This is a genomic window from Desulfonatronum thiosulfatophilum, assembly GCF_900104215.1.
GTDB classification, from domain to species: Bacteria; Desulfobacterota; Desulfovibrionia; order Desulfovibrionales; family Desulfonatronaceae; genus Desulfonatronum; species Desulfonatronum thiosulfatophilum.
Map to the genome: position 1 here is coordinate 71777 of NZ_FMXO01000016.1, position 23494 is coordinate 95270.

Below are 23494 nucleotides of genomic sequence, written 5' to 3' on the forward strand. Positions count from 1 at the left end.
ACTTCTCCTTAAATGCTCAATGCGGTGCCGGGCTTGCGCCGTTTCAGCCAGAAATCGAAAAAGATGCGGGACACGAACACGGCGGTGAACATCGAAGCTAAAATGCCCAGAATCAGTGTCACTGCAAAACCTCGGATCGGCCCAGTACCGAACTGATACAGGACCACGGCCGCAATCACCGTCGTGACGTTGGCATCCAAGATGGTTTTCAGCGCCCTGCCGTAGCCCTCGTCAATAGCCGCTCCCGGCGTCAATCCGCGTCGAATCTCTTCCCGAATACGCTCAAAAATGAGGACATTGGCGTCCACGGCAATACCGATGGTCAGAATAATGCCGGCAATACCCGGCAGGGTCAGGGTGGCGCCGAAAGCGGCCAGCCCGGCCATGACCAGCAGCAGGTTCAGGCAAAGCACGGCGTTGGCCACAATCCCGGAGAAGCTGTAATAGACCAGCATGAATACAAGAATCAGCGCCCCACCGAAGAGGGCCGCGCGAAGTCCTCTTTCGATGGACTCCTGACCGAGAGAAGGACCGACGGTTCGCTCCTCCATGATATGCACGGGCGCGGGCAGCGCTCCGGCCCTGAGCACCAGGGCGAGATCAGTGGCTTCATCCGTGGTGAAGCGTCCGGAAATGCTGGCCCGCCCGCCGGAGATCCGTTCCTGAATAACCGGCGCGGAGTGGACGTTTCCGTCCAGAACGATGGCCAGTCTGCGACCGGTGTTCTCGCCGGTGATCCGTTCAAAAAGCCTGGCCCCGCGGGCATTGAAGTTCAAGCCGACGTAGGCCATGTTGAACTGGTCGAAACTGACCCTGGCATCCGTGATGAATTCTCCCGTCATCAATGTATCACGTTTGATGACGATGGGCGATCGGGATATAGAGCCGTCGGGGTTGCGTGTCTGCATATAGGCCAGCTCGGCATCCGGGGGAAGAATGCCGCGCAAGGCGCGTTCGAGATCCGCCTGGTCGTCGACCAGCTTGAACTCCAGGTGCGCGGTGCGGCCGATGATGGCCACGGCCCGCTCCGGGTCCTGAAGACCGGGCAGCTGCACCTGGATGCGTCCTTCGGCCTGCCTGCGAATATCCGGTTCCGACACGCCGAACTGATCAATCCTATTGCGGATGGTCTTGATCGCTTGGTCCACCAGCAAATCTTCAAGATGGGCGCGGTAAGGTCCGGTCATGCCCATGGCGTATCGGACCTGACCGGCATCCTGGACTTCCTTGGTCAGAATCTGAAGATTGTTGAAACGATCCCGCAAAAGACGTTCCAACTGATCTTGCTGCGCCCCGCGGGCCAGGGTGAACTCCAGTCGATCGTTCACGACCTGTGGCCTGAGCACAAAAATGCCGTCCTCCTGGGCTTCGGAGCGGATATCCTGTCCAATTTGGGACATGGTGTTCGCCACTCCTCTCGGAATATCGACTCCCAAGGTGAGGTGCATTCCCCCCTGCAGGTCCAGCCCCAGCCGAATCTCGCTTTCCGGCAAGATTCTGGCCAAAAAAGTGCCCTGAATATTGACCAATGCCGGCAAGGCATACAGTCCGCCCAGCAGCAGGCCGAGCACGGCCAGGACGATCCGTATTCGCAAACTCATCTTCATTGTTTTTCCTCTAGCTTGTCACAACCAGACCGTAAAAAGCCCATGGACCAAGAGACGCTCATCCTTCCCCGAGGCAGGCCAGATTTGGCATGAGCCGCTGTTGCAAGGCGAACAAGTTCAACAATACATTCGTCGTGCTTGGGATTTTTTTTCGGGAGGACATTCTCAAAGGATGATCTCGCGGAGACGCCGTTTTTTGGTCTACATTTTTTTTGTTACTTCGGTTCCTTGCTCACCGGGCGCGTCTCGGTCTCGGCCAGGCCGGCAATATAGTTCCGGTTGGTTTGGACTTTAACGTTGTCTCCGATTTCCAGAGTCAGAATGTCGTCGTTCAAGGCATGAATACGACCGTAAAGCCCCCCGGCAGTTATGACGCGATCTCCTTTTTTGAGATTGCCCAGGACTTCCCTGTGCTGTTTTGCCTTCTTTTGCTGCGGACGGATCAGCAGGAAATAGAAAATCGCGAACATGACGATCAACGGAATGAACGCCGTGATCGGGTTTCCTTGGCCTTCGGCTCCGTTGGCCCCCATGGCAAATGCCAGACTTGGTTCAAAAATCATGATACGCTCCTTCGGCGAGTTGAATTAAAGATCGGGAACATGATGCCTATAAAGTGATTTTTTTCGGCATATGCAAGTCCCGCCCGACATCATCAGACCTGCGGGGAGTGATGATGCTTTTAGGTCAAAAGGGAGATTACTACATGAGATTATTGTGGATGTACAGTGCATGAAAGGGGGCTGCGCAGGGGCAAAATCCGTTCTCGTAAAATCGCAATCGCAATCGAAATCGAAATCGGAAATTCTTAGAAACCGAATTCGACTCGATAGCGATTTCGATTGCGATTTCGATTGCGATTGATTTTGGTGACTCCAGGGACAGGCCTTGATCATCCAGGGTTCTATTGTATTGGCATCAAAAATATTTACAGAGAAAAATGCCCGAGGGGGTTGCGGCGAGACCTAAGCGAAACCCGAAGTTACCGAAAGAAAAAAGTGGATCACAAGCTGGTGACCCGAAGCAGTTCCTCCTGGGTCGTCTTTCCAGCGGCCACAAGTCTGGAGCCATGGTCGTGCATGGTTTGAAAACCTTGCGCGCGCAGGCGCTGCCGAAGCTGCTCCACGGAAGCTTTTTGCACGATCAGGCTCCGCAAAGCCTCGTCCACGGGCATCAGTTCAAAAACTCCCTGCCGTCCGCGATATCCGCTCTGTCTGCAGGCATCGCATCCGCTGCCGCGAAGCCGGGTGGAAGACAGGGGATTGCCGTTTGCCCCATTGGCGTTTACCTCAGCAGCCTCAAAAAATTTGGGCGTACATGCGGATTCCAGATCCCCGCCGTTCACCGGCGCGGAACAGAGTGGGCAATTCAGGCGGACAAGGCGTTGTCCGATCACCAAGTGCAGGGACGAGGCCAGCAGGAACGGCTCGACGCCCATTTCCAGCAACCGCGTTACCGCCGTGGGAGCGTCGTTGGTATGCAGCGTGGCCAGCACGAGATGCCCTGTCAGTGAAGCCTGCACGGCCGTACCCGCGGTCTCCTGATCCCGTATTTCTCCGACGAGTATGATGTCCGGGTCCTGACGCAGAAAGCCGCGGATAGCCGTGGCAAAGGTCACGCCCGCTGCGCGGTTCACCTGGACCTGGTTCACCCCGGGCAGGTGATATTCCACCGGGTCTTCCACGGTCATGATGTTTCGGGAGTCGCGGATCAACTCCTTGAGGGCCGCGTAGAGCGTCGTGGTCTTGCCGCTGCCCGTGGGGCCGGTGACCAGAATGATCCCATGCGGCGCCGTGATCATCCGCGTGATGGCGGCCACGGCCTCGGGTTCCAGGCCGAGATCGGAAAGGGGCAGGATGTTCTTTGAGCGGTCCAGAATACGCAGAACGGCCTTTTCCCCGTTCAGGGTCGGCATGGTCGAAACCCGGACATCCACATCCTTGCGGCCAACCCGTACCTGGAACCGGCCATCCTGCGGCGCCCGGCTCTCCGCCACGTCCATCTGGCCCATGACCTTGATCCGGGCCAGAACCGTGGATTGCACAGCCAAATCCAGCCTGCGTTCCATGCGTAATTGCCCGTCCACTCGGAACCGCACCTGAAAGCCGTTTTCCCGGCCTTCGAAATGGATGTCGCTGGCCCCCTGGCTGACAGCTTGATGCAGCATCCGGTTCACCAGCCGAACAATGGGCGCATCCTCGTGGGACCAGCCCAGCAGTTCCTGGCCGGATGCTTCAAGTTCATCATTTCCGGCATCCTCTTCCGCGGGATTGTCCTCCTCCCACAAGGTCAGAGCCTGTTCCAAAGCCGGAAAAAAAACTTCGCTGGAAACCAGTTCCGTTCTGATTTTCAAGCCTGCTTTCCAGGCCAGGAAATCCGCCAGAGGCCTGGCCTTGGCCGTACGAAGCCACACCAGAACGTTTCCATTTTCGACGGCAACGGGCAAAAACTCGTTGCGCCGGGGAAAAGCCAGATATTCCTGGACAAGATCCGCGGGCAGCCGGCTCAGGTCCGGAGCGGAGACGGCAGCTGGACCATTCATCGCGGCGCCGGATACTCCGGCAGATCAGGCTCATGTTGTACGCCGCCTCTCCAGAACTCGCGTTGCAGCAATTCCTGACTTTTTATTTGGGCGTCGCGGATGCCCTCCATGCGGTTTCTGGTTAATTCCTCAGCCTGCTCCATGGTGTTGATGATCCTGGCGGTCAAAAAAACCATCAAGGTTCTTTTTTCCGCGGAAACCCCCTCCCGCCTGAAAAGCCATCCCAGAACCGGAATGCGCGACAGACCGGGCATGGCCCGTCGGTCCTGCGCAAAATCGTTTTGCATCAAGCCGCTGATGACCATGGTGAAACCGTCCGGGATCTGCACGTTGGTTCGGGTGGTGCGGCTCCTGGTCGTGGGCCTGACATTGGCGGCATCGGTCGCAATAACGTTGCGGACCTCCTGTTCCACCTGCATCCGGATCATGCTGGACTCCGCGTTGATGTGCGGCGTCACCTTCAGACGTATTCCCACGTCGCGGTATTCGAACGTCTGGATGGGATTGTTCTGGGCGTCCAACTTCTCGCTGACCATGTACGCCCTGTTCTCGCCCACGAAAATTTCCGCTTCGGCATTGTCCAATGTCATGATCTGGGGAGTGGACAGAATGTTGAAATCATGAGCCGTCTTCATGAAACTGACCAGTGCGCCGAGGGTTGAGAACTGTCTGCCGGCAAAGGTGATGACGTTGCCCAGGGCTCCCACCGTGAAGCCGCCGGGCACAACCGGCACCCCAGGCCCCCCCGTCGCCCCCGGCAACGGCTGCGTCATCAACGGCGGCAGACTGGAGGGAGAAGGCCCCAGGAAACCACCGGTGATGATGCCGTCGGAGCCTCCGCCGCCCACGATCCATTCCACCCCGAGTTCCTGGCTGTTGGTCAGGCTTGTCTCCACGATCAACGCTTCCACGAACACCTGATCCAGACCACGATCCAGATGAGCGACTATGGATTCGACCTGCCGCTGGACCCGCGGTTCGGCCAGAACCAGAACCGAATTCGTCTCCGGATCCGCGGCCACCACGACGCTCCGGCCGGGACGCCCCTCTCCCCCGCCGGCCTGCTCGCCCTGAAGCAGACTGCGCAACACCTCAGCGGCCGACGCGGCCTTGGCGTTCTTCAATGCGTACATGCTCATGTCCGCGCTGGAATCCACGATCTGGTCCAAGTTCAACAGCAAACCACGAACCGCCTCAAGCTGTTCGTCCGATCCCGCTACCAGCAGGGAATTTGACCACTCCACGGCCAGGATGACCGGTGTCTCGGCCAGATGGCCTCGGGAAAAGAGTTCCTCATACAACTGGGCGATTTTCTGGGCGGTCTCACCGGCTTGGGCTTGATGCAGAGGCAGCAGCTCCAGATTCCATCTTCCTCCCATGGCCAGCACCGCATCCAGAACCTCCTGCATCTTGCGCACTCTGGCCCGGGTATCGCGCAACAGCAGTGCCCGGGCCTGGGGAATCTCCATCACCATGCCGAACCTGGAAGCGAAAGGCTGCAACAATTCAGTGACCTGCTTTCCCGACGCTCGCGGATCCAGACGCAGGACAGTGGTCAGCAGTTCCCCCTCTTCCCCCGGGTCCAACGGCGCCCGCAAGGGATCGAGTATCTCGCCGGCCAGGTTTCCCTGCAGAATGTAGTACAGGTCGCCCTGGGCCACGAGATCCAGGTTGTTGCTGGCCAGAACCCGTTCCAGCACGGCCAGAAGTTCCAGCTCGGTCATGGGGCCCTGGGAATGCAGGGAAACTTTGATGGGCGGGATCTGGTCCTCTCGAAAAACAATGTTCCGGCCGGTGAACTGACCAACAAAAAGAATGAAATCACGCAGGGTGATTCCCTCCAGGTTCGCGGTCATCCGCTGGCCAGTGATGTTTTCCCGGTCCTGAGCATGAGTCAAGCCGGATGGAAAGACCGCCAGGCAAACAATCAGACACAGCACCCGAGACCAAGCGCCGATGGTTAGCATAAAAGGGGTTCCTGATTCATTTCCGAGTCCGCTTTGGTGAAGATTGCAGCGTAGCTGATCATCGGAGACCCGGATTGTGGTAAGAATTTTCGAGAAGGTCATTCCGACAAGATAACGGCGCCATATTTAATTCAGTTCAACAAGATAAGTTTGCATCTGGGAAGCCCGTTGGACATCAAGCGTGATCAAGGATGCGCGGTTCATTCCGGAATAGGCCTGAAGCAATTGCGTCGGTCCAGTCAGTGTTTGCCCGTCGATGCGTGCCAGAACATCGCCGTTGCGTAACCCGATCTTGCTCAGCAGGGAATTCGGACGAATGCTCAGCACCTGGAAGCCGCCGACCCTGCCGTCCACGCTGAACGGCTTGAAACTGGCCATCTGCAGCAATGCATTGGGATCTGACAAGATCGGCTGCACATCCTGCCTGGAAAGGCTGACCCGGGTCGCACCGGCAGGAGCGGACCAGGGCTGAGGCGTGGCGACAAGTGGGGAAAAAGAAACATCCGCGTCTTCCTGATCCGCTGTTTTCTGCCACAGCAGGACTTCATTGCGTCTGTCTCCGGAAATGAAAACCACGGACCCGAGATGGACCTCGGACAGCACCCATCCATCAATCAGGGCGCCGGGGTCCAGAATCAGAAAATTTCCACCCGCCCGGAGCAAGGCCCGAGGAGATGTCCCGGTAACGGTTCCAAGAAGCAAAGGGGCAAAGGGTTCCAGATACTTGACGGGTTCCGGAGCACTCACGCCGCTGTCCGGCACCTCCAGTCCCAGGATATTCTGATCCAGAATCACCGGGGCCCAGGACTCTGCCGCCTTACTGACGAAGGACGCGGAAACCATACCGGGAACCGCAACGTATGACCGGGCGGAATAGTACTCCCAAGCCCCGGTCAAAATGAACGCAAAGGCCAAACCGAAGGCCAGCGGAAAGACAAGCCGGGAAAGCCAGGTGGACATTCGGATGGACATCAGACGGGAAGAGTTCACGTGGGATGCAAGAGGTTGCTCGAGGTGTCGGACACGGGAGCGAAGCTAAATCATTCGTCGGCTTCGGGCAAGAAAAACGGGAGGCCATTCATCCAGGAAACGATCGCCGGAAACAGTTAGCGAACATAATTCGGCAAATTCAGAAAAAGGTCGGTGGTGAACGTCACCATTTTGTCCATTATCCAGGGGAAGGAAAATAAAAGCGCCAGGAAAATGGATATGATCTTGGGGACAAAGGTCAGGGTCATTTCCTGGATCTGCGTCGCGGCCTGGATAATGCTCACCACCACCCCGACGATCAATCCGATGCCCAGCATGGGCAGGGCGATCAGCAGGGTCAGTTCGATGGCTTGCCGCGCAAAACCGATCACGAATTCAGGTGTCATGTCTTCTCCGGGGACCTCAGAGGCAAATGGTTGATCTGGACTTCTTATCGTAAAACACACGTAACTACTCAGCTGAGGTCCGGCTTGCCTTGATTTTGCGGCCTCGCAGACTCCTTCGCCGGCTTCGTAACATCAAACCATTGCGTGAATAAACAGCATTTAGAGCTTCAAGTGCTTGGCAATGGTTTGATGAACGAATCCTGACTCAGTCAAACATGCGAGACCGCAAAATCAAGGCAAGCCGGACCAATCCTGTGTACTTTCAGAATATGCTGAATAGTTGCAAACACTATTGGTCGGACTTGGGTGCAAAGGTCGAGAACCGCGTCAGGCAAAGCCGTTCACCAAAGAAAAAATCAGCAGGTTCCAGCCGTCCACCATTACGAACAGCAGGAGCTTGAACGGAAGCGAGATCATCACCGGAGGCAGCATCATCATGCCCATGGAGAGCAGGATGCTGGCCACGACCATGTCCAGGATCAGGAAGGGAATGTAAATCAGAAAGCCCATCTGAAAGGCGGTTTTCAATTCGCTGATCACGAATGCGGGAACCAGGATGATGGTCGGCACGTCGTCTCTGTTCGAAGGACGCTCCATGTTGGTGATGGAGTAAAACAGCGAAAGATCCTTTTCCCGGGTGTGCTTGAACAGAAATGCCCGCATGGGTTGCTCGGCCTGAAACAATGCATCCTGAAAACCGATCTCCTCGGCCAGATAGGGTTGCAACGCATTGGCGTTGATCTCCTTGCCCACGGGCATCATGATCACAAATGTCAAAAAAATGGCCAAGCTGGCCAGAACCTGATTGGGCGGCATCTGTTGCGTGCCCATGGCTTGGCGGATGAAGGAAAATACGATGACGATGCGGGTGAAGCAGGTTGCCGTGAGCAGGATTGACGGCGCCACGGAGAGAACGGTGAGCAGGAACATGATTTCCAGGGCGATGGAAACGTTTCCAGGCTCACTGGCGCCGCCGCTCAACGTCATGTTCAAGGTGGGCGGCGAGGGTTGAGCGCAGGCCGGATCGGGCAGAAGGAGCAGAAGTATCAGGGCGGCCAAGAACAGGCTAGCCGCCGCCTTGACTCCTGGATTGGTCAAGATGAGTGGAAAATGATGTTCTTTCAAGGTCATGGTGCGTCTCCGTCAGCAACGTAATGGAGTTGTCCGTCACTCCCAGCACCATGTCCTTATTCAAATAGCGGACCACCACTACCGTCTTTCTCGGTCCAAGGGCAAGTTGTCCCACAAGTCGCAGATCGGATGTGAGCTGGCGGGTCAATCCGGCTTTGTGCCCGTACCGTTTCAACAGATAGAGGATCAGAAACATCACCCCCAGAACGAGAAACAATCCGCCGACCATTTTCAGGGCCGCAAAGCCGAAATCCCATGTTGGCGCGGTGTCGACTGCGTTAGGCAAGTTGCTTTACCCTCTCGATGGGACTGATGATGTCGGTCAGGCGAACACCGAATTTTTCATTGATCACGACGGCTTCCCCCCGTGCGACCAACTTGCCGTTCACGAAGATCTCCAAGGGTTCACCCGCCAGTTTGTTCAATTCCACCACTGACCCCTGTCCCAGCTGCAGCAATTCGTTGATCAACAGTTTGGTCCGCCCCAGTTCCGCGGACACGTCCAGGGGAATGTCCAGGATGAAATCCAGGTCCCGCTTGGTTTTCTCCTTGGGAGCCTTGGCCTGGGATGTCAAATCTTTGAAATTGGGCTCCTTGGTTTTGGCGGCAAAGGACTTCTGCTGTTTCTCTTTTTTGAGCTGATTCTCCTCCTCAACGGCCAGGGCCTTGGCCCATTCATCTGCCAGGTCCTCCTGATCTTGACTTTGGTCGCCGCTTTCCTTGCCCGCCGCCCTGCTGGCGGCTTCAAAAGGATCTTCAGGTTCGTCGCCCTGATCCATCTCTTCCAGAGCTTTAGCCCATTCCTCTGCCAATTTGTCTTGGTCTGTGCTCATTCAGGAATCCGTCCTGTATCGGCACGCCGATCTTCGTGCCTGTGAAATATTAAGGTTTGCGATGCTGCCGAGCCCGCCCGGCATGAAAACGTCAGACAGGAAGCTCGCTAATAACCAAACTCGGCTTCCTTCACGACCTGAAACGCTCTATTGGCTTTGACAATGCCGGGGCTGCATTGAAATTTGTCTACACCATGAATTTTAACTTCCAGCGGCTGTTCGGTATCCGTATCCAGCAGCAGGATGTCCCCCACATCCAGATTGAGAAGCTGGCGGCCCGTGATGGACGTGCGGCCCAAAGGCACCACCAGTTCAACGGGGATTTCCATCAAGCGCTCCTTGAATCTGGAGAGCCAGGCATGGTCCACCTCCAGGCGTTCGGACTGGAAGGATGCGTAAAGCTTGCCGCGAATGGGTTCAATGGTTGAATAGGGCAGACAGAAAACCAAAGAACCGATGGCATTCTCCAGTTCCACCTCCATGGAAACCACGATTACGACATCGCTGGGCGGCACGATGCCGGCGAACTGCGGATTGATTTCGGTACGCAGAAGCTCAATGCTCACGTCATGCACCGGAGTCCAGGACTGCTCCATGGAGGACAGGAAAATCTTGACCACCCGCTCGATCACGGATTGTTCAATGGGCGTGAAATCACGTCCTTCGATCTTGGGCTGCGTGCCCTGCCCGCCGAAAAAGTTTTCCACCAGGGCGAATACGAGGCGGGTGTCCACGACCAGAATGGCGTTTCCCCTCAGCGGATCGATCTTGAAGATGTTGATGCTTGTCGGCACGGGCAACGAGCGCATGAAATCGCCGAACTTGGACATGTCGATGGAAACCGGGTTGACGTCGACCTTCTTGCGCATCGAGTTCGCCAGGGAATTGGAGGCCAGGCGGGCAAAGCGATCGTTGATGATCTCCAGAACGGGCATTCGCCCGCGTATGATCCGATCCTGGTTGGCAAGATCAAAGGAAATGATGCCCGAGTCGTCTCCGGCAACGGCGGTTTCGGTCTCGACCTCGCCCCCGGTGAGCCCGCGTAACAGGGAATCGACTTCATCCTGGGAGAGAATTTTATTCATGGGACTTCCATATTTTGCCGTGCTGCGAGTTTCACTCAACCATCCATGGCGTAACAATAATTTTATATCTTCCGCGGATATTGCGGTCCACGCGGCTTGCCGTCAGCTGCTCTGCAGCTGCACCCGCAAGGCGGCAACTGTTTTTTTCGGCCGACGCCCTACTGGATCACGAACTCGGTCAGATAAACATTGGTCACCCGGCCGCTGCCCAGAATCTGATTCAGTCGGTCCATGATCTCGTTCTTCAAGATGATCTTGCTTTCCATGCTGGCCAGATCACTGAAAGATTTCCCGGACAGCAACAGAATGACCGCATCGCGAACCCGTGAATCCGCCCGTTGCAGATCACTCGCCACAGACTTGTTCAGCACCTCCACGTCCAGGGACATACGCAGAAAACGCCTGCCGAGAGGATCGGCCAGATTGACGATAAACGGCTGCAAGGAAACAATTTCCGGAATAAATTCAGCACGAGGCGACGTTCTGGAATCCTGGGCCTGAGCCTGTTCCGATTTCTCCTTGGGATCGGCCCCGGGCCCCATGAAGAACCAGTAGGCGGCCGCGCCTCCTGCCATTAGGAGCAAGATCAAAATGAGAATGATCCATTTCAGCTTGCCCCCCTTCTTTTCTTCCCCAACCGATTCAACTTCCTTTTTGGCCATCTCAACTCCTCATGTCGTATCTGCTTCGGCACAGCCTGAAAGCTCCGCCGCGGCTGGGCGCCGTCAGCTTTTTCACTATCCAGGCAAAGAAGCGGAAGCAACGGCCTTCCGCGGTCTCTACCTTGGGAATCGCGACGATTCAAGACAATCTCTCCAGGTCAGCCGCGAGGTCGAACCTGAAATGCATCTCTATGATGTCTTGAACAGAATTCCCACCCGCCGGTTCAGGGCGCGCCCTTCCGGGGTACGATTGTCGCTGACGGGCATCCGGTCGCCGTAGGCGGAGACGGACAGTTTGGCATTCGGGACTCCGGAGGACAGCAAAACCTCCAGGACAGCCATGGCCCGCAAGGCCGACAGGGTGTCGTTGTCCATTGTTCTCCCGACCAGATTGTCCGTATGGCCGGAAACATTCACGACATTAGGCACGTACAGAAGCAAAGGAGCCAGTATCTCCAGCAAGGCTTGAGCGGATTGAGTCAATTCATGTCCGCCCAGAGGAAAGAGCAGCTCGTCCGTGAGCAGGATGGCCAATCCTTCAGGCCGTTGCAAAAGCCGCAGATTTTCCTCAAGGGTGGCCTTGCTGATCTCCCGCGGCAGGACATCATCCGGAAAAAGCAGGTCCCGGATACGCTGTTCGTTGTCCCGAAACTCCCATGGCCGCTGCATCAGCTCGACCACGATTTCCAGCTTGGTGGGAATACGGCCCGCGGTCTTCTGCGAGACAACTCCCAGGTTGGCCCCGAAAAGGCTCATGGCTTCGGTGACGATCCGTCGATCCATGGAAGACATGCTGAGCAACAGCACGAAAAAGGTCAACAAAAGGGTGATCAGATCCGAAAAGGTGATCAACCAGCCCATGGGATCGACTTTGGCCCCGCCTCCTTTTTTTTTACGTCTGGCCATGGATCACCGCCTGGGAACATCGTGACGAATTGCTTGCGCGGAGTTTTCGAAAATCATCATCAAGGCGGAAGAGACTTGCGGAGCCACAGCGTTGTTAATCATTCGATAAGCGTGAACTTTTCTTATCGCAACGCAAGCACTTGGACGGTCAATGACAGCTCAAGGCCGGATCGGCTCGGGATCGTGCGCATCGGGAAATCGAAAAATAAAATCCCGGTAGATGAACTTTTCCGTAGTTCCGGTGACCGCCGGCCGCTCCAACAGCGGAGCCCAAGGCATAGCTCGCCGGTCCAGGATAAACTCAACCCGCCTGTTGTTGCGCCGGCCTTCAGGGGTCCGCGGGTCCTCCCGAGGATGAAATCGTCCCAAACCCTCCATGCGCAATATTTCTGATGAAACGCCCTGCTCCAACAGGAATCGGTAAACGTTCAACGCGCGGAAAAGAGACATTTGCCAGGAGAGATCAGGTATCGCCTCACTCAGTGCAGGCTCGAAGTCGGCATCAAACTCATCCCGGAGCGTGGAACCGTGCCCGGCAATCAGGACCGGCACGGTCACGTTGCGCAGCGTCGGCGCCACTTGACGCAGAAAATGACGCCCCTGCTCGGTAAGATCCGTCTCTCCCGGATGGAACAGCACGGCGGTGTTCACGCTGAAAATCTGGACGAAACGATTGCTGACAAACTGCAAATCCTCTTCAACGTCATCCCACAGCAATTCCTTGAGCGAGGCCAGATCTTGGTCCGGGGGCATCGGTCCGGGCTGATACGTCTCAAGGCTTTCCCTGACCCCGAGGGCATCCGGTTTGCCGGACGCCATTCCAAAGGCCCCCAGCAGGGAACCGATGGCCAGCCGTATCCTGCGCTCGTCCATCAATGAAGCGTTTGTCACCAGGTAGACGAAAAAAGCCATGATCAGGATCATCAACCCCGTGAACGTCAACAGCCAGCCGGGTGTTCCGACCTGCTTCTCTTTTTTTTCCCGTTTCCCCGCCATGCCGCAATCCCTGCTTGCGTAATCAAGTCCACCTTCAGCAAATTCGGATTGCAAGCCCGCCCTCGACGGGTAGCAATCAAAACCCAGATTACGCTTACATGTTATTCCATTTTGGTCCGCATTTTCGGAGGCAGAAAGCCGTTCAGCTTTTCCTCTATGATCCTGGGGTTTTCGCCGCGGGAAATGGACAGAATGCCTTCAAGGGTCAGTTCCCGCAGCAGGACTTCCTCCTTGCTGCGGGTTTTCAATTTGCCGGACAGGGGATTGAAAACGAGATTGGCCAGCACCGCGCCGTAGAACGTCGTGATCAGGGCCACGGCCATGGCCGGTCCGATGGCCGCGGGGTCATCCATGCTTTGCAGCATCTGCACCAGGCCGATGACGGTTCCGATCATGCCCAAGGCAGGAGCATACATCCCCATGGCCGCGAAAATGTCCGCGCCGGTTTCGTGACGCTCCTGCAGGTATGCCACTTCAGTCTGCATGATCTCCTGAATGACCTGCGGCTCCACGCCGTCCACCGTGAGTTGCATGGCCTTGCGGAGGTAATCATCGTCGATTTCCTTGAGCAAAGGCTCCAGGGACAGGATGCCCTCTTTGCGAGCTCGACCGGCATACTCCAAAAACTGGGCAATGGTATCCGAAGGATTGGCAAGCTTGGTGAAGAATGCGTTTTTCACCACGCCGAGCACGCCGAGGATGTTGCTCAACGGATAGTGGATCAGCGTCGCCCCCAGGGTGCCTCCGAGTACGATCAACGCGGAGGGTATGGAAACGAATACGAAGAGGCTGCTGCCCATCATGATCGCGGAAACGACCAACCCGAAGGAGAGCACGACGCCGATGATAGTCGCCAGATCCATAACCGAACCTCAACCTTTCTCGCTCATATCAATATTCACCTCTATCCGCTTCGCGGAAACCGCTCGTCATTTTTATGACTCACCTGGACCGTTCACCAAAGATTCGCGTCCCGATGCGCACCATGGTCGCTCCTTCGGCAATGGCTTGCGGAAAATCGTCCGTGGTTCCCATGGACAATTCCGGAAGCGGAAGTCCGAGATGGGTTTGCAGCTTGTCCCGCAACTCGCGCAGCTCAGAGAAAAGTCGCTGTTTTTCCGGCAACTCCAGGGAAAAAGGCGGCAACGCCATCAGCCCCCGCAAGGCCAATCCGTCCATCCGGCGGACCTTCTCCGCCAAGTTCGGGAGCTGATCAGGCAAAACACCACCTTTTTGAGTCTCTTGGCCAAAATTGACCTGCAAGAGAACTTCCAACACGCCACCATGCGTTTTCGACCGTAATTGCAAGCTGGATGCCAGCAATTCATCGTCCAGGGCATGAAACATGGTAAAGTTTCCAGGAACGAATTTCGCCTTGTTGCGCTGCAGCCTGCCCAGGTAATGCCAACGCAATTCGGGCAGCTCCAGCTCATCCTGCTTACGCAGCGCCTCCTGAATGTAATTCTCGCCGAAATCCAGATGTCCATGTCCGGCCAGAGTTCTCAAAGCCGCCGTGGGCTGGTATTTGGAAACCGCAATAATACGGACATCTCCAGGTTCACGATTATGTCGGGCTGCGATTTCCGCAACAGTATCTCGCGTTTGTTCATATCGCCGGATCAACTCCCGGCTGTCAATCCGCGCTGAACCTTCGACATCACGATCTTCGAGGTTATCGTGCTTCATGCTTCTCTCCGTTTCATATCCGACATCCGTCGCCAATACGTCTGCCCGTTCACCTGTCTCCTTGCACACAACCCCCCTTTGCGTCCAGAGCGATTCTCCCACGTCTATTCCACTATCTCACATTCGGCCTGTTTAGGCCTTGTGCTGTACCATCCTTTGGAGTTACAAAAACCCTTTTTCGGTTGTTCAACTTCAATGATCATATTTCAGGAGAACTCCCGTGCGTATTGCCAATAAAATCCGTTCGATCCCCGCCTCGGCCACGTTGGCCGTGAATGCGAAGGCCCAGGAGCTGGCGTCCCAAGGAAAGAAAATCATCAGCCTTGCCGTGGGCGAGCCCGATTTTCCGACACCGGAGCATATTCGCCAGGCTGCCAAGGACGCTCTGGATCAGGGTTTCACCAGATACACGCCGGTTCCCGGCATACCGGCCCTGCGGCAAACGGTTGCCGACTATTTTGCCGGGTGCGCCGGTCTTGCCAGCGAAAGTCTGCCCCCCGAGGCGGTCATGATCTGCAACGGCGGCAAGCACGCCCTGTACAACCTTCTCCAGGCGCTGCTCGATCCGGGAGACAGTGTACTGATCCCAGCTCCCTACTGGGTCAGCTATCCGCCCATGGTTCTTCTGGCCGAAGGCAAACCGGCGATCATCCCCTCCACACCGGAGCAACGGTTCCTGATCAGCACGGAAGATCTTGAACGCCACTGCCCCCCCAACGCCCGGGTCCTGCTGCTCAACTCCCCGTCCAATCCCACGGGATGCCATTATTCCCAGGACGAACTCGACAGCCTGATCGGCTGGGCCATGGAACGCGACATCTTCGTGATCTCCGACGAAATATACGACCAACTGGTCTATGCCCCGGCCCGTCCCAGCACCGCGGTGCACTGGTGGGTCAAATTTCCGGACAAGGTCGCCGTGGTCAACGGCCTCTCCAAAACCATGGCCATGACCGGATGGCGCGTCGGCTACGTCCTGGCCCACCCGGACCTGATCAAGGCCATGGTCCGCATCCAGGGACAAAGCACCTCCAATGTCTGCTCCATTGCTCAGAAAGCGGCTTTGGCCGCGTTGACCGGCCCCATGGACAGCATCCGCGAAATGCAAACCGCCTTTGTTCGTCGCCGGGATCTGGCCTTGGACAGGATCAGTTCCTGGCCCGGCGTGGTCTGCCCCAAGCCCGACGGCGCCTTCTACCTGTTCCCCCGGTTGGATTCCCTGTTCACGGCTGATCGAACCGATTCCGCGTCCCTGTGCACGCACATCCTGGAAAAGGCCGGAGTCGCTCTTGTTCCGGGCGTCGCCTTTGGGGACGACCGGTGCATACGCTTCTCCTACGCCCTGGATGACCAAACCCTGCTTACGGCTCTGGACCTTGTTCAGAAGGCCCTGCTCGAAAAGTAACATTTACTTTGCCCACGAAAATCACTTTCGGCCCCAGGCCGTTTCAACCGGTCAAATTTTTGTCCTGGAGTTCACTGGTCCTGATCCTGGTCGTGAATCTGCTCTTTTCCGTTTTCATCGCCAATTACGCTCGCCAGACCATGCTTGAAAAGAACCAGGAATTCGCGCTGCTCCTGGCGGAAAATCTGAACCATCAGATCTTCCAGCGTTTCACCCTGCCCACGGTGATCGGCTTCGGGCGGATCGAACTCAAGAATCCGGCCCAGTACGAACGGCTGGATCAAATCGTGCTCTCCACCATCCACAGTTTCCATGTCCTGGAGGTGAGCATCTACGACTTCGACCACGAAATCGCCTATTCCACCACTCCCGAGATTGTCGGCCTTTCCGATGTGGCGGGCAAGGCCGTGCGTCAGGCTCTGGACTCGGGCATCCACAGTTTCGAGCTGCTCAGCCGCATTCCCGCCTGGTGGGCCATGTTCAAACTTGACCTACCCGCGGAAAGCTTCGTTTTGCGCACTTCCTACCCTCTGCGCGCCGAGCGGGGATTCGATCCGGTGACCGGTCCCGGACCGATCATGGGCGCCCTGGAATTCACTCAGGACATCACCGATGATTACGAGGCCGTGCTCTACTTTCAGATCCTGATCCTCACCGCATCATTTGCATCCTCCCTGATTCTGTTTTCCGTGCTCTATCTGATCATCCGCCGGGCAGCGAACACCATTGCCAAGCGGGCCGACGAGAAGGAGCGCCTGGAGCGGGAACTGCACCAGAACGAAAAGCTGGCCAGCATGGGCCGGACCGTGGCCAGCATCGCCCATGAAATCCGCAACCCCCTGGGCATTATCCGGAGCACCGCCGAATTGCTCATGAAGCGCTCCCAGACCAGAGGAGGCCAGGCGGACAAGGCGGAACAGCAGCAGACCCGACTGCTCAAGGCGATCTATGACGAATCCAAACGTCTTTCGCAGACCGTGAATGATTTTCTGGACTACGCCCGCCCCAAGGCTCCGAACAAGGAAAAGGTGGATATGTCCCTGATCCTGGATCAGGTCCTGGCGTTTTGGGACAATGAAATGGCGGAGAAAAACGTCTTCATCCAGCGCGACACCTCCAGCCAGGTCATCATGGGGGACAAGGATCTGCTTTACCGCGCGGTCTACAACGTCCTGGCCAATGCCCTCCAAGCCATGGACGGACCGGGAACCATCTCCATCGCCCTGCGACGCGAACCCAAGGCCGTTGTTCTGATCATCCGGGACACTGGTCCGGGCATTTCCCTCCAGGCCAGGGAAAAGCTTCTGGATCCGTTCTTCACGACAAAGGAAAAGGGAACCGGCCTTGGCCTGTCCATTGTGAACAGCATCCTGCTCAGCCATAACGCCCGGCTGGAAATTGCCAACCATCCTCAGGGCGGCGCCGAAGTGCGGATGATCTTTCCGGATCCCGTACATTGAAATTGCCATTGAAGATACTATTATCTCCTTCATGACTACTGATCAGCAAAACCATCCGAACACACGCATGTCCAGCCATATCCTTGTTATCGACGATGAGCAGAATTACCTTCTGCTTCTTGAGACCCTGCTGGACGACGAAGGGCATGTCGTCACCGCCCTCCAGAATCCGGAACTGGCTTTGGCCTACCTGGAGGAATCCGAGGTCGACGTGATCATCACGGACATGAAAATGCCCAAGTTGACCGGCCAGGATGTCCTGACCCACGTACAAAAGAACTATCCCCACATCCCCGTGCTGATCATGACCGCCTACGGCTCCATCGATGCCGCGGTGGTGGCCATGCGCCACGGCGCCTTCGATTACATCACCAAGCCCTTTGCCAATGATGAGTTGATCCTCTCCGTTCGCAAGGCCGTCCAGTTGTCCCAGGCCCAACGCAGGTACAGGCTCCTGTCGGAGAACCTGGAGCAGCGCTACGGCCTGCACCAGATCATCGGGCGCAGCAAGGCCATGCTCCGTGTTCTGGACATGGTGGACCGCGCCGCGCCCAGCAAAAGCACGGCCATGATCACCGGGGAGTCCGGCACGGGCAAGGAACTGATCGCCAAGGCCATCCATTTCACGTCGCCGCGCAAATCAGGTCCCTTCATCACGGTGAACTGCATGGCCCTTAATCCCGGCGTTCTCGAAAGCGAACTCTTCGGCCATGAGAAAGGTTCCTTTACCGGCGCGGTCGCCCGCAAACGCGGACGGTTCGAATTGGCCCACGGCGGCACCTTGTTTCTGGATGAAGTCGGCGAACTGTCACAGGATCTGCAGGTCAAGCTGCTGCGGGTGCTGCAGGAACGCAGTTTTGAACGGGTCGGGGGTTCCGAGCCCATCAGCGTGGATATCCGGATCGTGGTGGCCACGAACAAGGATTTGCCGACAGCCGTCCAGTCCGGGGAGTTTCGCGAAGATCTTTACTACCGCCTCAATGTCGTTCAGATTCCCTTGCCCCCGCTCCGGGAACGCCGGGAGGACATCCCGCTCTTGGCGGCGCACTTCCTGAAAAAATTCACGGAAGAGAACGCCAGCCCGATCAAGGGGTTCACCTCGGACGTCATCGACTACCTCACGGCTTACGAATGGCCGGGCAATGTCCGGCAGTTGGAGAACGTGGTGGAACGCTGCGTGGTCATGGCCGGGGACGACATGGTCCGGGTGGAGGATCTGCCTCCGGAAATCAAGGATGAAGAAGCCCAGTTCAAAAGCGCCGTGGACCTGCTTCCGTCCCGCCTGAACCTGGCGGACACCCTGGAAAAAATCGAGGCCGCCCTGATCCGCCGGTCCCTGGTCCAGACCAACTTCGTCCAGGTCAAGACCGCGGACATGCTCGGCATCTCGAAAAGCCTGCTGCAGTACAAGTTGAAGAAGTACAAGCTGACGGGGAACTGAGAAGCAGGGTGAAGATATTGCTTAAACCAAACGAACCGGATCTCCGTATGCGGCAAGCAATCTGTCCGCGGTGAGCAGTTGAAGACCTTCATGTTTGGCCTGAGCGATCAGCAAGCGGTCAAAAGGATCGTTGTGGAACGCGGGCAGCTTTGCGGTTGTAGCGGCGTGTTCAGCATATACGGGCAACATTCGCATTCCTGAGTTGCGAGTCAGATGCAACAATTCATCTGGGGAGACGGATAACTTCCCAAGCTTGAATTTAATCGCCGTTTCCCAGACGGAAGCGGCACTGACAACCGCCTCTGACGAGGCAATCAGCTTTTGTGTCGGCATGTCAAGCCGTGGATGTCCGGAAAGCCACCACAGCAGGATGTGCGTATCCAGAAGTAAACTGCTCATAGCGGCTTCGAGTCACGACCGAAGAACAATTCGGCAACCTCTGCGTCCGCATTGGCGCAGAAAGCCGCGTCAATTTCCTCCCGGGTAACGGCCAATGTCTTATACCCGGTGGTTCGGTGCAACGTATCGACCAGTGGCGTCAAGCGAACGAGAGGTTTGCCTGAACGGGCCAGCAAAACGTCCTCTCCGGCCAACGCCGCCTGCATCAAACGAATGATTTCAGTATCATGCTCCTCGACATTCACCTGCAACATAATACCCCCTTTTTTTTAAAAGGTTATCTCGAAACAGATTGAAGTCAACTCAAACCGCAACAACGTCACTACTTTCTGCTCCTGATCAACAACATGAAACCCCAGCCCCGGTCGTCAAATCCAAATCCCCTCTGCCCTCCGCTGATCACCATCAACGCCGAGGTTCAAGGCGTGACCTTTTTCAATCCAGCCAACGGCTACGCCGTGATTCGGGTCAAGGTCCGCGAAGAGCCGGGCATTGTTACTGCCGTGGGCAACATCGTGGAGGTCAAGCCTGGAGAGTTGCTGAACCTGTCCGGCCAGTGGAAAGAGCATCCCAAATATGGGCGGCAATTCCTGATCACCAAAGCCGAGCCGCTGTTGCCGGCCGGAGTCAATGCCATCCGCAGGTATTTGGCCTCCGGTCAACTCAAGGGCGTGGGTCCGGCCCTTGCCGAACGGATGATCAAGCTGTTCAAGGACAAGACCCTGGAAATCATCGACACGGATCCGGATCAACTGCTCCGGGTCGAGGGCATCGGCGTTTCCAAGCTTCAGAAAATCGTTCAGTCCTGGGAGGAGCAGCACCATGTTCGCGCCCTGATCCTGTTCCTCCAGGAACACGACGTTTCTCCGGCCCTGGCCGTGCGCATCCATCGCCATTACGGAGCCCAGGCCCTGCAGAAGGTCCGGGACAACCCCTACGACCTGGCCTACGAGGTCCACGGCATCGGCTTCAAGACCGCGGACGCCATTGCCCTGAAACTCGGCTTTGCCCCGTATTGCCGCGAACGGCTGGAAGCGGCCCTGGTATACATGCTTTTCCATGCCAGTGAATCAGGGCATGTCTTTGTGCCGTTGGATGAACTGCTTGAAAACACGACATCTCTTCTCGGCGGCGCGCCCCTCGAGGAACTGCACAGCGCGTTGGACGTGCTGGCGGAACGCCGACGGATCATTCTGGAGGAGTTGCCCACCCAGGGACTGGGGACCGTTGTCTACCTCAGCCACTTCCACCGTTGGGAAAACGAAATCGCCCAGCGCCTGCGGGAACTGATCCAGCACCCCGCCGCCGTGGACAAGAGCAAGCTGCGCAACGTGCTGGCCCAGTTGGAAGCCCGGCACAGGATCACCTTGTCCCCGCAGCAGCGCCAGGCCGTGGAAGACGCCTGCCTGAACAAGGTGTTCATCCTCACCGGCGGGCCGGGCACGGGCAAGACCACCATCACCCGGTTCATCGTGGAAGCCGTCACCGCCCTGGGCATCGCGGTGAAGCTGGCCGCCCCCACTGGCCGGGCGGCCAAACGGCTTTCCGAGGCCACCCGCACCCACGCCTCCACGCTGCACCGTCTCCTGCAGTATGCGCCGGACGGGGGTTTCGGCATGAACGAAACCAAGATGCTCAAGGCCGGAATGCTGGTGGTGGACGAAGTCTCCATGCTGGACTGCCACCTCTGCCTGGCCGTGCTCCGGGCCCTGCCCCTCACTTCGCGGCTGGTACTCGTGGGCGACGTGAATCAGCTGCCTTCCGTGGGCCCGGGCAATATTCTCGGCGACCTGCTCAAAAGCGCGGCCCTGCCCCATGCGGAGCTGACCCACATCTATCGTCAGGCTCAGGAAAGCATGATCGTGGTCAACGCCCACCGCATCAATCAGGGCCAGTTCCCCTGCCAGTCCCCCAAGCCCCCTCCGGAGGCGGATTTTTACTGGATCGAACAGGACGACCCATCCCGGGTCCAGGCAATGATCCTGCAGATGGTCTGCGAACGCATCCCGGCCGGATACGGGATGGATCCGCGCCTGGATGTCCAGGTGCTCACTCCCATGCACAAAGGGGAAGTCGGAACGCAGCAGCTCAACACCCTGCTTCAGGAGCGGCTCAACCCCAAGGGCCGCGAGTTTGCCGTGGGTTTTCGCAAGATGCGCGTGGGCGACCGGGTCCTGCAGATGCGCAACAATTACGACAAGGAAGTCTTCAACGGCGACCTGGGCTGGATCAGCTCGGTGAACATCGAGGACGGCCAGGCGGTCGTGGAATTCGACGGGCGGGATGTCAGTTACGAACTGTCCGAGATGGACGAGCTCAGCCTGGCCTATGCCGTGAGCGTGCACAAGTCCCAGGGCAGCGAGTACCCGTGCGTGGTCATGCCCCTGCTCACCCAGCACTTCATGCTCCTGCAGCGCAACCTGATCTACACCGGACTGACCCGTGCCAGGCGACTGGCGGTAATCCTTGGCAGCAAGAAAGCCCTGGTCATCGGGCTCAAGAACGCGAAGGCAAAGAATCGATATACGGATTTGGCGCGCAGGATTGTGGAGATGGTGGAGGGATAGGTGAGGGGGGATGGGTTATGGGTTATGGGTTATGGGTTATGGGTTATGGGCGAGAGGCAATGGGGGTGACCGCGGTTGGTGAGGTTATGGGATTTGTTGAGCGTATGGGTTATTCTGAAGCTTTCCTCTCACCCATCGCCAATTACCCATAGCCTCTCACCCATCGCGCCCATAGCCTCTCACCCATCGCCTATTACCCATCACCCCTTCCCCCAAACCCATGTGAGTTCGTGTTTATTGTGCGCCAGATGCAGCAGGCGGGAGTTTGGAATGGCGCGAAAGCGGTCGATGGTTTCGAAGTCCGTCTCGCCCTGGAACTTGATGGTGCAGACATAATTTTTGGCCGCCCCGGCTTCCAGCCACTGGGTGACTAGGCTGAGCAGCCGGTGCGGGTAGCAGATCACGTCCGAAAACAGCCAATCTACCGGGCCGATTTTCTCAGGGCGCTGCGCAAAGGCGCTCTCGACCCGGAAATCGACTCCCTCCAGATTCGCGAGCCCCGGAGCAAGGGGGGCCTTGTCCACGCTGATCACCCGAGCGCCGAGTTTTTGCAGCACCCAGGTCCAGCCGCCGGGGCTGGAGCCAAGGTCCAGGCAGAGCTGTCCCGGTTTCGGACTTTGCCCCAATAAGGTAAAGACCTCCCAGAGCTTGAGATAGGCCCTGCTGGGCGGACCGGTCTTGTCCTCCAGAAACTGGATATCGCCATGCGCGAAGGGACTGGAACAGCGTGCGGAGGCCAGTAGGGTCCGATCATCCAAAAGGGTCCAGGACCCGAGGGGGGAGTTTGGCGTCGTTGTCCCGAACCGGAACGACTTGGGGGAGGGGCCTGACAATCGTTCCTGAATCAGTTTGGCCCGCCCCCGATTCCGGAGATGCTCGTCGTACAGCGCCCAACGCCTGCCAAGCCCCTTGAGCGCATTCGCGGCCTGGGCTATGGACTCGAAGGCGATTACCCGCGGCGAGTGCCAGACATTTTGCGCCCAGGCGGCATCCACTGCCGGTCCGGGACAGAGCACAAGCCGGCCGAGCCGGAGCACGCCGTCCCCCACCTCCCGCGTCAGTTCCGGTAGAAAGCCGTCCGGAGCGAGATAGCCGGTGAGTTCCCGAGGTAAAGGGGTCATTTCGTTTTCAATTCTGTTCAAGCTGGATCTCATTGCAAAATAATAACTCGAAATTGCTGAATAACTACTCAGCTGTTCCGGCTTGTCTCGATTTTTCCGCATCGCAACTCCTTCGCCGGCTTCGTAACATCTAACCATTGCACGAATAAACAGCATTTTGTGCTTCATGCGTCCGGCAATGGTTCGATGAACGAATCCTGGCTCAGTCAGACAGGCGATGCCAAAAAATCGAGACAAGCCGGAACACTCCAGGTCTTGTTGTGAGATGTGCTGAGTAGTTACATTACCTGTAAAACGAGCGGCAAGCATG

The 23494-nt window shown here is 57.2% G+C and carries 22 protein-coding genes; 4 read left to right on the forward strand and 18 right to left on the reverse strand.

Annotated elements, in window-relative coordinates; genetic code table 11:
- Positions 1-8 precede the first annotated feature (8 nt).
- From secD to BLP93_RS13610, 15 genes are all read right to left on the reverse strand, one after another.
- Positions 9-1607 (reverse strand): protein translocase subunit SecD, encoded by a 1599-nt coding sequence (gene secD / locus BLP93_RS13540; protein WP_092122828.1) that lies wholly within the window; start codon positions 1605-1607, stop codon positions 9-11.
- A 215-nt stretch (positions 1608-1822) separates the two neighbouring features.
- Positions 1823-2170 carry a preprotein translocase subunit YajC gene (gene yajC / locus BLP93_RS13545; RefSeq protein WP_092122831.1) on the reverse strand — a complete coding sequence of 116 codons (348 nt, stop codon included), beginning with the start codon at positions 2168-2170 and terminating at the stop codon, positions 1823-1825.
- Positions 2171-2610: 440 nt separating this feature from the next.
- Positions 2611-4149 carry a GspE/PulE family protein gene (locus tag BLP93_RS13550; protein ID WP_092122834.1) on the reverse strand — a complete coding sequence of 513 codons (1539 nt, stop codon included), beginning with the start codon at positions 4147-4149 and terminating at the stop codon, positions 2611-2613.
- The gene (gene gspD, locus BLP93_RS13555) at positions 4146-6116 is read right to left on the reverse strand and encodes a type II secretion system secretin GspD (protein WP_161946339.1); all 1971 of its coding nucleotides are present in this window, start codon (positions 6114-6116) and stop codon (positions 4146-4148) included. The genes BLP93_RS13550 and gspD overlap by 4 nt, the downstream gene beginning before the upstream one ends.
- Positions 6117-6242: 126 nt before the next feature.
- Positions 6243-7106 carry a PDZ domain-containing protein gene (locus BLP93_RS13560; RefSeq protein WP_139163009.1) on the reverse strand — a complete coding sequence of 288 codons (864 nt, stop codon included), beginning with the start codon at positions 7104-7106 and terminating at the stop codon, positions 6243-6245.
- Positions 7107-7222: 116 nt separating this feature from the next.
- Entirely contained in the window at positions 7223-7492 is a 270-nt protein-coding gene (gene fliQ, locus BLP93_RS13565; RefSeq protein WP_092122843.1) for a flagellar biosynthesis protein FliQ, read from the reverse strand.
- A 327-nt stretch (positions 7493-7819) separates the two neighbouring features.
- Positions 7820-8623 (reverse strand): flagellar type III secretion system pore protein FliP, encoded by an 804-nt coding sequence (gene fliP, locus BLP93_RS13570; RefSeq protein ID WP_092122846.1) that lies wholly within the window; start codon positions 8621-8623, stop codon positions 7820-7822.
- Positions 8559-8909 (reverse strand): flagellar biosynthetic protein FliO, encoded by a 351-nt coding sequence (fliO, locus tag BLP93_RS13575; RefSeq protein WP_092122848.1) that lies wholly within the window; start codon positions 8907-8909, stop codon positions 8559-8561. The genes fliP and fliO overlap by 65 nt, the downstream gene beginning before the upstream one ends.
- Positions 8902-9456, reverse strand: coding sequence for a flagellar motor switch protein FliN (gene fliN / locus BLP93_RS13580; protein ID WP_092122851.1), 555 nt, complete (start codon positions 9454-9456; stop codon positions 8902-8904). Before fliN ends, fliO begins: the two co-directional genes overlap by 8 nt.
- Before the next feature lie 107 nt (positions 9457-9563).
- A complete protein-coding gene (gene fliM, locus BLP93_RS13585) occupies positions 9564-10541 on the reverse strand; it encodes a flagellar motor switch protein FliM (RefSeq protein WP_092122854.1) in 978 nt (325 codons plus the stop codon).
- A gap of 158 nt (positions 10542-10699) precedes the next feature.
- Complete coding sequence (locus BLP93_RS13590; protein WP_092122857.1) at positions 10700-11203, reverse strand: flagellar basal body-associated FliL family protein; 504 nt, start codon at positions 11201-11203, stop codon at positions 10700-10702.
- Between the two features lie 189 nt (positions 11204-11392).
- On the reverse strand, positions 11393-12109 hold the full coding sequence (locus BLP93_RS13595; RefSeq protein ID WP_092122860.1) for an OmpA/MotB family protein: 717 nt from the start codon (positions 12107-12109) through the stop codon (positions 11393-11395).
- A gap of 159 nt (positions 12110-12268) precedes the next feature.
- On the reverse strand, positions 12269-13105 hold the full coding sequence (locus BLP93_RS13600) for an OmpA/MotB family protein (protein WP_092122863.1): 837 nt from the start codon (positions 13103-13105) through the stop codon (positions 12269-12271).
- Positions 13106-13206: 101 nt separating this feature from the next.
- Positions 13207-13968 (reverse strand): motility protein A, encoded by a 762-nt coding sequence (locus tag BLP93_RS13605; protein ID WP_092122866.1) that lies wholly within the window; start codon positions 13966-13968, stop codon positions 13207-13209.
- 79 nt (positions 13969-14047) lie between these two features.
- Positions 14048-14791 carry a YggS family pyridoxal phosphate-dependent enzyme gene (locus BLP93_RS13610; RefSeq protein WP_092122869.1) on the reverse strand — a complete coding sequence of 248 codons (744 nt, stop codon included), beginning with the start codon at positions 14789-14791 and terminating at the stop codon, positions 14048-14050.
- Positions 14792-15011: 220 nt separating this feature from the next.
- On the opposite strand from BLP93_RS13610, the gene BLP93_RS13615 reads away from it, so the two are divergent.
- From BLP93_RS13615 to BLP93_RS13625, 3 genes are all read left to right on the forward strand, one after another.
- Positions 15012-16196, forward strand: coding sequence for a pyridoxal phosphate-dependent aminotransferase (locus BLP93_RS13615; protein WP_092122872.1), 1185 nt, complete (start codon positions 15012-15014; stop codon positions 16194-16196).
- Positions 16197-16255: 59 nt separating this feature from the next.
- Positions 16256-17656 carry a sensor histidine kinase gene (locus tag BLP93_RS13620; protein WP_244148760.1) on the forward strand — a complete coding sequence of 467 codons (1401 nt, stop codon included), beginning with the start codon at positions 16256-16258 and terminating at the stop codon, positions 17654-17656.
- 67 nt (positions 17657-17723) lie between these two features.
- Complete coding sequence (locus BLP93_RS13625) at positions 17724-19097, forward strand: sigma-54-dependent transcriptional regulator (RefSeq protein WP_092122875.1); 1374 nt, start codon at positions 17724-17726, stop codon at positions 19095-19097.
- Between the two features lie 21 nt (positions 19098-19118).
- On the opposite strand, the gene BLP93_RS13630 is transcribed toward BLP93_RS13625, so the two are convergent.
- Both BLP93_RS13630 and BLP93_RS13635 read right to left on the reverse strand, forming a co-directional pair.
- Positions 19119-19496 carry a type II toxin-antitoxin system VapC family toxin gene (locus BLP93_RS13630; RefSeq protein ID WP_092122878.1) on the reverse strand — a complete coding sequence of 126 codons (378 nt, stop codon included), beginning with the start codon at positions 19494-19496 and terminating at the stop codon, positions 19119-19121.
- Positions 19493-19750: a type II toxin-antitoxin system Phd/YefM family antitoxin gene (locus BLP93_RS13635; RefSeq protein WP_092122881.1), complete on the reverse strand. Its 258-nt coding sequence runs from the start codon at positions 19748-19750 to the stop codon at positions 19493-19495. Before BLP93_RS13635 ends, BLP93_RS13630 begins: the two co-directional genes overlap by 4 nt.
- A gap of 93 nt (positions 19751-19843) precedes the next feature.
- Here BLP93_RS13635 and recD2 point away from each other — a divergent pair, with 93 nt between their 5' ends.
- Positions 19844-22063: an SF1B family DNA helicase RecD2 gene (gene recD2, locus BLP93_RS13640; RefSeq protein WP_092122884.1), complete on the forward strand. Its 2220-nt coding sequence runs from the start codon at positions 19844-19846 to the stop codon at positions 22061-22063.
- Positions 22064-22263: 200 nt separating this feature from the next.
- On the opposite strand, the gene BLP93_RS13645 is transcribed toward recD2, so the two are convergent.
- Positions 22264-23196, reverse strand: a complete 933-nt coding sequence (locus BLP93_RS13645; RefSeq protein WP_425248229.1) for an SAM-dependent methyltransferase — start codon at positions 23194-23196, stop codon at positions 22264-22266.
- Between the last annotated feature and the right edge of the window lie 298 nt (positions 23197-23494).